Here is an 11,773-nt window from a genome sequence, read left to right as displayed (position 1 = left end):
CTTGTGTACGGAGGTACGTACGGAGGTGCGGAGGCGGGTGGCTCAGGCGTGGAAGGGCAGGCCGGCGTCGGCTGCGAGCTCCAGGTCGTCGCCCTCGGGCGGCGGCAGGAGGGTCGCGGAGCCGTCGCTGACGGGGACCACGCCGAGTTCCAGGAGTTCGGCCATGGCCGCGCTGCCCGCCATGTCGCGGACCTGGAGCTGGTAGCGGGGTGTGGTGCGGTAGGTGCCGCCGGCCTCGTCGCCGGTGCGCTGGAGGAAGCCGGACTCGGTGAGGAAGGCCGCGGCCTTGCCGACGATGCCGGTGGTGGAGCCGGCGAGGCGGCGGGCGTCCTTGGTGGCGCCGGTCGCACTGCGGCGGGCGTAGACCCGCCAGGCGGCCTCGAGGCCGGGGGCGTCGGAGGCCGGGTCGGTGTTCTCGCCGAGTTCCCCGGCGCGCTCCTCGAGGCGGCGGCAGGTCTGCCGGACGAAGGCGTCGACGCCGTTGACGGTGACGCGGCCGATGTAGCCGTCGTCGGCGAGGTCCTCGGGGCGGGGGAAGGCGAGGGCGGCGACGGCGAGGTGGGCGAGGCCGTGCAGGAACCGGTCGCCGCCGTCGGCGGCGGTGCGGCGGGCGTAGTCGCCCATGCGGACGGCGAAGACGGAGTCCTCGCCGGCGGCGACGGCCATGCCCGCGCGCGGGGAGACCTCCAGCACGACGAGGCCGAGGCCGGTGGCGACGGCGTCGGCGAGGCGGGCGAAGGCGGGGTCCTCGCGGTAGCGGCGCAGCAGTTCGGCGTACTCGGCGTCGCGGGCGGGCAGCAGCTTGGGCTGGAGGCCGAAGGAGACGAGGCGGGCCGCGTCGGCGGCGTCGGCCGGGGTGATCGCCCCTGCGGGCGCGGGCGCGACGGGAGCCGACGGCGCGTCGGGCTCGCTCCACGCGGGGTGCGGCTCGCTCCACGCGGGGCGCTCGGCGTGGTGGTCGCTCACTGGTACGTCTCCTCGGCGGTGCGGTGCGGGGTCTGTGCGGTGGGTGTGCCGGCCGGGGCCGGGCGGCTGCCGGGCGACGCCCCAGCGTGGTCACGGCGCGGTGCGGCGGCCCGGGCGCGGGGCGGCGCGGGCGCGAGAGCCCCGGGCCGGTCGGGCGCCAGAGCCCCGGGCCCGAGGGCCCGCGTCGGAGCGGAGCCCCGCGGGCGGGCAGGCGCCGGTTCGCGGTGGCGCGAGGACCCGGCGGTCGGCTGCGCGGTGGCCGGCTGCCCGCTCATGAGGCTTCCGCGCGGTCGGCCGCCATGCCGGCCGCGTCCAGCAGGGCGGTGCCGACGATGAGGTCGGCGCCGCCGAACTCCGGGTCCTCCAGCGTGGTGCCGTCGTCGACGGCGAACAGGAGCCGCTCCTCGCCCTGGCGGTACGCGGTGCCCACGGCCGGGCTCGCCGCGTGGACGGCGAGCAGGGCCACCAGGTACGGCAGGTCCGGATCCCCGCGCCGGGCCTCGGCGAGGAGTCCGGACAGCCGGCGCGGGGCGTCGTGCGGCAGGTCCAGGAGCTGCTGCGCCGCCGCGAGCTGTTCCTCGCTGAAGCGGCTGTCGTCCGGGGTGGCGATCAGGTCCGGTTCGGGCATCTCCACGCCGAGGTGCTCGCGCTCCAGCGGCGGGGTCAGCAGGATCTCCACGAGGTCCGCGACCCGCACCGAGACGGGGGTGCGCAGACCGGCGCCGGCGGCGAAGAAGGCGTCGGTGACCCGGGTGGCCCCCTCCAGCGGCAGCGGCAGCAGGGGTGCGACGAGCTGGCCGTACAGGTCGATGCCGGTGCGCGGGGCCGGCGCGGCGAAGGCCTGGCGGTCCTGTTCGGCGCGGAAGAGCGGGCCGGCGTCGAGCAGCCGGGACTGGAGCTGGGTGTGCCGACGGATGCAGTCCTTGACGATGTCGACGAGCTCGGCGGCGCGCCGCTTGTTGTCGGGGTCCTCGGCCTCGTCGCGGGCCTTGCGGATGTTGGTGAGGATCGCGTTCTCGTGCCGGTAGCGGTCGGCGACGTGGTCGAGGGCCTCGGCGATCATGTCGGGGACGGCCTGGAGCCAGTCCACCGCGCGGACGTTGCGCCGGGTGGCGTCGAGGGTGCGGCGCAGGGTCTCGGCGTACTGGACGGTGCGGTAGCGGGCCTGTTCGGCGGCGAGCTGCGCGTCGGCCAGCCGGCCCCGGCTGATGAGGACCTCGAGCTTGACCTCGGCGGCGATCTGGGCGCTGGTGACGTCGGTGTCGAGGGCGCCGACGAGGACGTTGACGGCTTCGTCGGTGGTGCGGAGGTAGACCGCGCCGCCGGGGCCGGGGACCTCCTCGATCAGCTTGAAGTCGTAGTCGCGGCGCACGTAGACGCCGTCGGGGCCGAAGGTGCCGTAGATCGCGCGGAAGCCGCGGTCGACGCTGCCGACGTTGATCAGGTTCTCCAGGACCCAGCGGGCCACCCGCTCGTGCTCGGCGGCGGGCCGCGGGGGTGCCTGCGCGGCGACGCGCGGCAGGAGCCTGGTGACTATCTGCTCGTGGTCGGCGCCCGTGTCGAAGTCCATGTTGAGCGTGACCAGGTCGATCGCGGACAGCGCGACCTCCGCCATCGCGTAGACGCCGTACTCGCCGGCCAGGTTGGCCTTGCGTACGTCGAGGTCGTGCAGCGGGGCGGTGCAGGCGAGGGCGCGCAGCCGCCGGGCCAGGCCCTCGTCGGCGGCCGGGCCCGGCGCCGGGGACGGGAGGGTCTTCGCCGGGGCAGGGAGAGTCACGACGGAAAGACTAGGCGGTGTCACGGACAACATCCCAAACGGCATGGTTCGGCCGGATCGTCCGACAGGCCCTAGGGCCTGTCGTCAAACTCCCGTCGTCGCCCGGAGGGCGGCCCCGCGGCGTCTGGTGCGTGCTCTCGGCGTGCCGGGCGGAAGCCCGCGTACTGGACGTACTCGGGCTTTCGCCCGGTGCGGCGAGAGCACGTGCCAGGCGTCGCGGGGCAGACGGGAGTTCGACGACAGGCCCTAGGGCCGTGGTGGCCGGTGCCCGCGCTGTTCTACGCTCGCCGCATGGCTTCCATGATCACACCCGCAGCGGCCGCGATCGACCTCAACGCCGACCTGGGCGAGGGCTTCGGCAGGTGGACGCTGACCGACGACGAGGCCCTGCTGTCGGTCGTCACGAGCGCCAACGTGGCCTGCGGTTTCCACGCGGGCGACCCGTCGATCATGCGCCGGGTGTGCGAGCTGGCCGCCGAGCGGGGCGTACGGATCGGCGCGCAGGTCTCCTACCGCGATCTGGCGGGCTTCGGGCGGCGGTCGATGGACGTGCCGCCGCGCGAGCTGGCCGACGAGGTGGCCTACCAGATCGGGGCGCTGGAGGTGTTCGCGCGGGCGGCCGGGTCCCGGGTGTCGTACGTGAAACCGCACGGCGCGCTGTACAACCGCACCGTGCACGACGCGGGCCAGGCGGGCGCGGTCGTGGCCGGGGTCCGGCTCGCCGCCGGGGAGGCCGGGCTGCCGGTGCTGGGCCTGCCCGGTTCGCTGCTGCTGGCCGCCGCCGGGGAGGCGGGGCTGGAGCCCGTACCGGAGGCCTTCGCCGACCGGGCGTACACCCCGCTGGGCACGCTCGTGCCGCGCGGCGAGCCGGGGGCGGTGGTCCACGACCCGGACGCGGTGGTGGCGCGGGCCGTCGCGATGGCCGCCGAGGGGGCCGTGACGGCCGCCGGCGGGGAGCGGATCCCGGTCGCGGCGCGTTCGCTGTGCCTGCACGGGGACACCCCGGGGGCGGCGGAGCTGGCGCGGCGGGTGCGGGCGGCGCTCGGCGCGGCCGGGGTGCGGGTGGAGGCCTTCGCGTCATGAGCGGGGCGATGCCGATGCGGGTGCTGCCCGTCGGGGTGCGGGGGCTGCTGATCGAGGTCGGCTCGGCGGGCGAGGTGGCCGCGCTCCACGCCGAGCTGCTGCGCCGCCGGGACGCGGGCGAGCTGGAGGGCGTACGGGAGGTGGTGCCGGCGGCGCGGACGGTGCTGCTGGACGGGGTACGGGAGCCGGCCGCGCTGGCGGCGCGGATCCCGCGCTGGGAGGTGCCGCCGCTCGCGGAGGGCGACGGGCCGCTGGTCACCGTCGCCGTGCGGTACGACGGCCCGGACCTGGCGGAGGTGGCCGGGGCCTGGGGGGTGTCCGTACGGGCGGTTCCGGGGCTGGTCGGGGGCATCGTCTTCCGGGTGGCCTTCTGCGGGTTCGCGCCCGGCTTCGGCTACCTGACCGGGCTCCCGGAGCGGCTGCACCTGCCGCGCCGCGCCACGCCCCGTACGGCCGTCCCGGCGGGCTCGCTGGCGCTGGCCGGGGAGTACGCGGGAGTCTACCCGCGCTCCTCCCCCGGCGGCTGGCAGCTGATCGGCTCCACCGACGCCGTGCTGTGGGACCCGGGGCGGGAGCCGGCGGCGCTGTTCGCGCCCGGGGTGCGGGTGCGGTTCACGGAGGCCGGGGCGTGAGCGCGCTGGAGGTGCTGCGCCCGGGGGCGCTGACCACCGTGCAGGACCTGGGCCGCCCCGGCCACGCCCACCTGGGCGTACCCCGCTCGGGCGCGCTGGACTCGGCCGCGCACGCGCTGGCCAACCGGCTGCTGGGCAACCCGGCCGGCGCCGCCACCCTGGAGACCACCTTCGACGGGGTACGGCTGCGCGCCCTGTCCCCGGTCACCGTCGCCGTGACGGGCGCCCCGTGCGCGGTACGGGTCGACGGGCGCCCGGCGGCCTGGGGTGCGCCGGTGCGGCTGCGGGCGGGGGCGGAGCTGGACGTGGGCCGGGCGGAGTCCGGGCTGCGCGGCTACCTCGCGGTGCGGGGCGGGTTCGCCGTCCCGGCGGTGCTGGGCAGCCGTGCGACGGACCTGCTCTCGGGGCTGGGGCCGCCTCCGCTGGAGACGGGCACGGTGCTGCCGGTGGGCCCCCCGGGGCCGGACCCGGTCCGCGGGGCGGACGCGCTGCGGGTGCCGGGGCCCCCGGCCGAGCTGGTGCTGCCGCTGCGGCCGGGGCCGCGGGCCGACTGGTTCACGGCGGCTTCGGTGGCCCGGCTGCTGTCCTCGCGGTACCGGGTGGCGGCGGCGTCCAACCGCATCGGCCTGCGTACGGAGGCGGGGCCGCCGCTCGTCCGGGCGCGGGCCGGGGAGCTGCCGAGCGAGGGCATGGTGCTGGGCGCGGTGCAGGTGCCGCCGGACGGGTACCCGGTGGTGTTCCTGGCCGACCATCCCGTGACGGGCGGCTACCCGGTGGTCGGGGTCGTCCCGCAGGGGCCCGCCCTCGACGCGGCGGCCCAGTCCCGCCCGGGCCTGGCCGTCCGCTTCGTGCCGGCGGGCCGCTGACGGCTCCCGCCGGGCCGGGCGGGGCTCCGGGGGCGGAACCGTAGGCCCGCGCGGGCCGCTGCGCGGAGCTGCTCCCCGCCCCGCCCTTCCACCGTTCCCTGGGGCTCCGCCCCAGACCCCTCGCCCCGCACTCCCCCGGCTACCGCCGACAGGTGCCCCTGGCGGGGCGGGAACCGTGACCGACGACGGCCCCGGACCGGGCGTGCCCCGTGCGGGCACCGGCTCGGCGGCCGGGTTCCGGCGACGGCGGCGAGGGCCGGGCGTGCGCCGTGCGGGCGCGGGCCCGGGGGCCGGGCCCCGGGGGCCGGGCCCCGGGGACGACGGCCCCGGACCAGCCGTGCACCGTGCGGGCGCGGGGCGCGGGTGCCGGGCGCGGCTTCGGCTGTTACACCGCCGACTCCGGTGTGATGCGGCTGCGGACGGCCGACTGGACGTCCTCCTCCTCCGCCGGGTCCGCCGCCAGGCGGCGCAGGCGGGGGGCCACGCGGGCGTCGGCCGTCTCGGCGTTGCGGGCGGCCACCTCGCGGGTGGTCTCCTCGCAGTCCCAGAGGCATTCGACGGCGAAGCCGGCCGCGAAGGTGGGGTCCGTGCTGGCCAGGGCGCGGGCGGCGCGGCCGCGCAGGTGCGAGGAGGCGGTCTCGCGGTAGACGTGGCGCAGCACGGGGGCGGCGCAGCTGATCGAGAGCCGGCCCGCTCCGTCGACGAGGGCGAACAGTCGCACGCTGTCGGGGCCGGCGCCGCGGACGGTGGATCGGAGGGCTCCGAGGACGAGTCCGGCGTCGTCGGGGCCGCCACGGGCCGCCAGGAGGGCCGCGGCGGCCGCTCCGAGGGCGTCGGGGCGGTGGACCCAGGCCCGGGCCCGGTCGAGGGCGGCGGGGCCGCACATGCGCTCGTAGGCGGCCACGGCGGGTTCGTCGCCGGCGGCTTCGACGAGGTCCAGGACGGCCGGGTTCTCCGGTTCGGCGAGGACCAGGTGGTGCAGGGCGGTGGCCCGGGCGGCTTCGCCGGAGGCGCCGGCGGCGGCCGCGAGGATGGCGGAGCGGTCCTCGGGGGCGGCGACGGCGGCGAGGCAGCGCGCGGCGGGCACGTGCAGCGGGGTGCCGCCGCGCAGTCCGTCCTCGGCCCAGTCGAAGACGGCCTGGACGCCCCAGCCGGGCCGGGGGCCGCTGGGGGTCATCTGGCGTTGCCAGCGGTCGAAGGAGCCCTGCTGGCGGGCGGCGCGCAGCCGCTCCCCGTAGCGCGGGGTCTCCTCCCACAGGCACCAGGGCCGGGGCTCGTAGGCGTCGCGGACGGCGGCGGCGAGGCGTGCCTCGCCCTCGGCGGTCGCGGGGAAGCGGGCCAGGACGGGGTCGGCGAGGGAGCGCAGTCCCTCGTCGTCGTCGCGCAGGGCGAGCTCGTCGAGGGCCCAGGCCCAGTTGGCTCCGGAGGCGGCGTAGCGGCGCAGCAGCATGAGCGCGTCGTCGCGGCCGTAGGAGGCCAGGTGGCCGAGGACGGACAGGGCGAGGCCCGTGCGGTGGTCCTCCTCGTCGACGAGGTCGTCGGCGCTGAAGAGGTGGGCCTCGATCGCGCCGAGGGGGCCGTCGAGGTCCAGGTACAGGCGTGCGTAGTACAAGGAGCGGTTCTCGACCTGCCAGTCCTGGCGCGGATCGCGGAGCACGCACAGGTCGAGGGCCGCGAGGGCCTCGGGCCGGGGCGCCGCGAGGGCGTGCAGCGTGCCGTCGCCGCGGCCGCGCTGGAGGAGCCCGAGCAGGGTGCCGCTCGGCGCTATGACTGGTTCGAACATGGGAATGGCCTCAAATCAAGCTGGGGACGCAACCGGGAATCGGGATTCACAGGGCCGCGTAACAGCATGTGAGGACGTCCGCCGTCATGTTCCGCTCGATGTAGACCATTGCCTTCTCACTCTCGTCGGTGCTTCGCGACCACGGCGGCCGTGTGTGGCAGGTGGGGGTGGGTGGACACCCGTTGTGTCCAGCCCGCTCCTGCCCGTCCGTCATGTCCGCGAATCGAATCCGACGCCATGATGACCCAGGCGGTTTGTGCACCGCGACCACATTTAAGGCCGCCGTGACCAAGCCGTGAGCTCCCGGGCCGGTCCTGGCCCGGCGGAGCCCGGGTCAAAAGCGGATTACTCGGCTCCGAAGAGTTCCAGCAGGTCGGCCTTGGCGAACATGCGCGCCGTGTCCACGGCGGAGGGGGTTCCGGCCTTCGGGTCGGCCCCGCCGGCGAGCAGGGCGCGGATGACGCCCTCCTCGCCCTTGAAGACGGCGCCGGCGAGCGGGGTCTGGCCGCGGTCGTTGGCGCGGTCGGCCTCGGCGCCGCGGGTCAGCAGGGCCGTGACGGTGTCGGCGTGGCCGTGGTAGGCGGCGAGCATGACGAGGGTGTCGCCGCGGTCGTTGGTGAGGTTCGGGGGGACCCCGGCGTCGAGGTAGGCGCTCAGGGTCGCGGTCTCACCCTGACGGGCGAGGTCGAAGATCTTGGTGGCCAGTTCGACGACGTCCTCGTCGGGAGCGTCGGGAGCCCCGGATGCGTCCTGGTGCTCGCTCATCGTTCGTACCGCCTTTCACTCACAGCGTCTCGGCAAGAGTTTCCCCAGGCCGGGAGGGCAGGGGAGCGTACGGCGCTGCGTCCGTACGGGTGAATCGCCAGGGTAGCGCCCGGTCCGGGACATGGCGGGGCCGGTCCGAGGCAAGGATGCCTTGCGGCGCCGCCTCCACACCCTGGGCGGCGGGCGCGCCAGCCGAGCGGGGCCGGTCAAGTGAAAATCCCGAAGATTCACCCGTACGCACCTTTTGTCGCATTGATACTTGCTGTGAGCCTGGAAGAACTGATGGTGACCGTCCCCACCCACCAGGAGTCCCGACTCACCAGGAGAACGTCCATGGTCCTGTCCATCTCAGGTGTCGTCCTGCTCGGCATCATCTGCTTCCTCTTCTTCAAGAAGGACGGGATGAAGCTGACGCACGCGTTCGTCTGCGCGCTCTTCGGCTTCTTCCTCGCCGGTTCCGCCATCGCCCCGAGCATCACGGCGAGTACGGCGAGCCTCGCGAGCCTCCTCGGCGGGATCAAGCTCTAGCCCCGACCGCACCGACCACCACAACTCCAGGAGACGACCGTGGCCCGGCGCCCACTCCCCCGAATCCTCACGCGCGGCTCCGCCTCGCTCACCCGGGGCCGCGACCTCGCTCGCACGGCCGCCGACAGCGCCACGGACGTCCTCCATCCGCTCATCGTCATCGGACGCGGCCTGCGCGTCCTGGCCGCGGCCGGGCGGCGCAAGTGGTCCGCGACCCCCAAGGACAAGCGCGGCCCCGCCTTCTTCCTGGCGGCCGCCTGCGTCCTCGTCGTCGCGCTCGTCCCCTACGGCCCCCTCCTCGCCCTGATCACCCTCATGGCGGCGGCGGCCTGGCACGGGCGCGACCGCACCCCGGTGAAGACCGGCCCCGGGGACGCCGAGACCGAACGGCTCGGGGCCCTCTACGAGGCCCTGGTGCCGTACTTCTCCATCCCCGAGGACCCCAGCCCGCTCTTCGCCCACGGCGGGGCCTGGGACGAGGCCTTCAGCGGCTACGAGTTCGACGGGGCGGGCCGCGTCACCCGGCTCCGGATCCGCTACCCCGCCTACTTCACCGACGGCGAGGCCGCCTCACGGGCCCGGATCGAGGCCCTGCTGCACGCCAAGTCCGGGCGCGGGCGGGAGTACCGCTTCGACTGGGACGAGGAGGGCAACCAGCTCGACCTGCGCGTACTGGCGGCGCTGCCCACCGGGATCGCCGCCCAGCCCTTCGTGACCTCGCCCGGCGAGACCGTCCTCGGCTTCACCGACCCCGGCGGCGTGCAGCGCACCCTGCCCGTGGTGGAGGGCGACGAGCCCCGCGACATGCCGCCCGTGATCTGGCGGACCGGCCCCCGCGCCACCGAACCGCACCTGCTGGCCGTCGGCCAGCCCGGCAGCGGCACCTCCACCCTGCTGCGCTCGGTCGCCCTCCAGGCCCTGCGCCAGGGCGGCGACGTCCTGATCGTGGAGGGCGGCGGCAGCGGCGAGTACGCCTGCCTGGCCGGGCGCGCCGGGGTGATCGCCGTGGAGTGCGGGCCCACCGGGGCGCAGGCCACCCTGGAGTGGGCCGCGCACGAGACGGAGCGGCGCCTGATCGCCACCCACCGGGCGCGCGAGGCGGGCCGCCCCGCGCCCGAGGACACCCGGCGCCCGCTGTGGATCCTGCTGGACCGGGCGGGCGTCCTCGCGCACCTGGCGGCCTCCGAGGGCCGGCCGGACCCGCTCGCCCAGCTCCAGGTGCCGCTGCGGCACGGCCGCGCCGCGCACATCACGGTGGTGGTGGCCGAGCAGTTCGACCACCTGGAGCTGCTGCACGACGCGGTCTGGCAGCACACCCGCGCCCGGGTGGTGCTGGGGCCGGCGGCCGTGCAGCAGATCACCGACGTCCTGGGGGCGGCGCCGAACACCACCCCGACCCCGCAGCTGCCGCCGGGGCGCGGCTACGCCCGGCTCGGCACCGGGCCCGTGCACCGGCTCCAGGTGCCCGCGACGCCGGACCCGTACGACGAAGCCTCCCCGCCCGCGCACCGGCAGGCGGTGCTGGAGCTGCTGCCGCAGCGGCAGGCCCCCGCGGCGGGCGGCGGCGAGGGCCACGTGACCCTGTCCAAGCCGCTCCAGGTCCAGGTCCAGGCGCAGGCCCCGGCGATCGACGCCGCGGAGATCCCGGAGGTCCGGGCGGAGGCCCCGTAGGCCGTCGGCGGGACCCCTCCTACGCGACGAAGGTGCGCGGGGGCTCCGCCCCGCTGCCGCCCGCTCCCGTGCCGACCAGCCGGGCCGCCGCCGCCAGCCGGGCGGCGGCCTCCTCGGCCACCGGCCCGCCCACGGTGAAGGGCAGCCGGACGTACCCCTCGAAGGCCCCGTCCACCCCGAAGCGGGGCCCCGAGGGGACGCGGACGCCGACCCGCTCCCCCACCTCCGCGAGCCGCGACCCGGACAGCCCGCCCGCGCGGGCCCACAGGGTGAGCCCGCCGAGCGGCACCGCGAACTCCCAGTCCGGCAGTTCCCGGCGCACCGCCGCGACGAGCGCGTCCCGGTTCTCCCGGGCCTGGTCGCGGCGGATCTCGACGGCGTCCGCCCAGCCCCCGGTGCGCATCAGCCAGTTCACGGCGAGCTGTTCCAGTACCGGGGTGCCGAGGTCGGCGTAGGCGCGGGCCGCGACGAGGCTGCGGATCACGTCGGGGGCGGCGCGGACCCAGCCGATCCGCATCCCCGCCCAGAACGCCTTGCTGGCGGAGCCGACGGTGATCACGGTGGAGCCGGCCGGGTCGAAGGAGCAGACCGGGCGGGGCATGGCGAGGTCCGGGTCCAGCTGGAGTTCGGCCATGGTCTCGTCGGCGATCAGGACGGTGCCCGCGGAGCGCGCGGCCTCGACCATGGCCCGGCGCTGCTCCTCGGAGGCGAGGGCCCCGGTGGGGTTGTGGAAGTCGGCGACGACGTAGGCCAGGCGCGGGGCCGCGTCGCGCAGCACCTGCCGCCAGACGTCCATGTCCCAGCCGGACACCCCGGCCCCCATGGCGACGGGCACGAGGCGGACCCCGGCGGCGCGCATGAGCTGGAGGATGTTGGCGTAGGAGGGGGATTCGACGGCGATCCGCTCGCCGCGGCCGGCGAAGAGGCTGCAGATGGCGTCTATGGCGCCCATGGCCCCGGTGGTGACCATGATCTGTTCGGGCATGGTGGGGATGCCGCGCTCGGTGTAGCGGTCGGCGAGCATCCGGCGCAGGGCGGGCAGTCCGGCCGGGTAGTCGCCGTGGGTGTGCGCGTAGGGCGGGAGTTCCTCCAGGGCGCCCTGGACGGCCTTGGTGAGCCAGGGCTCGGGGGCCGGCAGCGCCGCGCAGCCGAGGTCGATCATGGAGCCGAGGGACTCGGGCGGCAGCGGCTCCAGGCCCCGGGCGGGGAGCGGGTTGCCTGCCGGTACGGAGGTCCAGCTGCCCGCGCCCCGGCGGGACTCCAGGAAGCCTTCGCCGCGCAGGGCCTCGTAGGCGGCGGCGACGGTGGTGCGGCTGAGGGAGAGGGCGACGGCCAGTTCGCGTTCGGCGGGCAGCCGGGCGGCGACCGGGACCCGGCCTTCGAGGACGAGGAGGCGGATGCCGTCGGCGAGGCTGCGGTAGGCGGGTGCCTTGCGGGAGCCGGGGACGCCGGGGCGTTCCTGCTGGGAGGTGATGAGGCGGGCGAGCTGTGCGGCACCGACCGCTGAGGTCCACTGAGCCATGGCGTCCGGTCCACCTTCATGGAATTGGCCTCGGAGCTGGGGTGCCGGGGCCCGTATTGGATTGGTTCCGCGGGTCCAGAGTGTCATGCCGCGGCTCCCGCGGACCAGGGGGGTGGCGGCCGGTGGTCCCCGCCCGCCGCGTGCGGGACACGCGTTCACTCCTCGTCCACGCGGCCGCTC

Annotated in this window: 11 protein-coding genes; 5 read left to right on the top strand and 6 right to left on the bottom strand. The window is 76.4% G+C overall.

Annotation, left to right across the window (positions count from 1 at the left end):
- Positions 1-42 precede the first annotated feature (42 nt).
- The 3 genes from OOK31_RS29560 to OOK31_RS29550 are packed head-to-tail and all read right to left on the bottom strand — an operon-like array spanning position 43 to position 2,788.
- A complete protein-coding gene (locus OOK31_RS29560; RefSeq protein ID WP_267090414.1) occupies positions 43-966 on the bottom strand; it encodes a hypothetical protein in 924 nt (307 codons plus the stop codon).
- On the bottom strand, positions 963-1,241 hold the full coding sequence (locus tag OOK31_RS29555) for a hypothetical protein (protein ID WP_267090413.1): 279 nt from the start codon (positions 1,239-1,241) through the stop codon (positions 963-965). Before OOK31_RS29555 ends, OOK31_RS29560 begins: the two co-directional genes overlap by 4 nt.
- Positions 1,238-2,788, bottom strand: a complete 1,551-nt coding sequence (locus OOK31_RS29550; RefSeq protein ID WP_267090412.1) for a hypothetical protein — start codon at positions 2,786-2,788, stop codon at positions 1,238-1,240. Before OOK31_RS29550 ends, OOK31_RS29555 begins: the two co-directional genes overlap by 4 nt.
- A 246-nt stretch (positions 2,789-3,034) precedes the next feature.
- Between OOK31_RS29550 and OOK31_RS29545 the strand changes: the two genes are divergently transcribed.
- The 3 genes from OOK31_RS29545 to OOK31_RS29535 are packed head-to-tail and all read left to right on the top strand — an operon-like array spanning position 3,035 to position 5,324.
- Entirely contained in the window at positions 3,035-3,826 is a 792-nt protein-coding gene (locus OOK31_RS29545; protein WP_267090411.1) for a LamB/YcsF family protein, read from the top strand.
- Complete coding sequence (locus tag OOK31_RS29540) at positions 3,823-4,458, top strand: allophanate hydrolase subunit 1 (protein WP_267090410.1); 636 nt, start codon at positions 3,823-3,825, stop codon at positions 4,456-4,458. Before OOK31_RS29545 ends, OOK31_RS29540 begins: the two co-directional genes overlap by 4 nt.
- Complete coding sequence (locus tag OOK31_RS29535; protein ID WP_267090409.1) at positions 4,455-5,324, top strand: biotin-dependent carboxyltransferase family protein; 870 nt, start codon at positions 4,455-4,457, stop codon at positions 5,322-5,324. The genes OOK31_RS29540 and OOK31_RS29535 overlap by 4 nt, the downstream gene beginning before the upstream one ends.
- Before the next feature lie 385 nt (positions 5,325-5,709).
- On the opposite strand, the gene OOK31_RS29530 is transcribed toward OOK31_RS29535, so the two are convergent.
- A complete protein-coding gene (locus tag OOK31_RS29530; protein ID WP_267090408.1) occupies positions 5,710-7,107 on the bottom strand; it encodes a HEAT repeat domain-containing protein in 1,398 nt (465 codons plus the stop codon).
- A 345-nt stretch (positions 7,108-7,452) separates the two neighbouring features.
- Positions 7,453-7,872, bottom strand: coding sequence for an ankyrin repeat domain-containing protein (locus OOK31_RS29525; protein WP_267090407.1), 420 nt, complete (start codon positions 7,870-7,872; stop codon positions 7,453-7,455).
- A 333-nt stretch (positions 7,873-8,205) separates the two neighbouring features.
- On the opposite strand from OOK31_RS29525, the gene OOK31_RS29520 reads away from it, so the two are divergent.
- Positions 8,206-8,400, top strand: coding sequence for a hypothetical protein (locus tag OOK31_RS29520; RefSeq protein ID WP_007262923.1), 195 nt, complete (start codon positions 8,206-8,208; stop codon positions 8,398-8,400).
- Positions 8,401-8,439: 39 nt separating this feature from the next.
- The gene (locus tag OOK31_RS29515) at positions 8,440-10,071 is read left to right on the top strand and encodes an ATP-binding protein (RefSeq protein WP_267090406.1); all 1,632 of its coding nucleotides are present in this window, start codon (positions 8,440-8,442) and stop codon (positions 10,069-10,071) included.
- 19 nt (positions 10,072-10,090) lie between these two features.
- Here the strand turns inward: OOK31_RS29515 and OOK31_RS29510 are convergent, their stop codons facing one another.
- Complete coding sequence (locus OOK31_RS29510; RefSeq protein ID WP_267090405.1) at positions 10,091-11,593, bottom strand: PLP-dependent aminotransferase family protein; 1,503 nt, start codon at positions 11,591-11,593, stop codon at positions 10,091-10,093.
- Positions 11,594-11,773: the final 180 nt, after the last annotated feature.

The sequence above is a fragment of the Streptomyces sp. NBC_00249 genome (assembly GCF_026342355.1).
GTDB lineage: Bacteria > Actinomycetota > Actinomycetes > Streptomycetales > Streptomycetaceae > Streptomyces.
The sequence above is the reverse complement of the archived record's forward strand: the minus strand, read 5'-3'. Positions and strand labels throughout refer to the sequence as shown.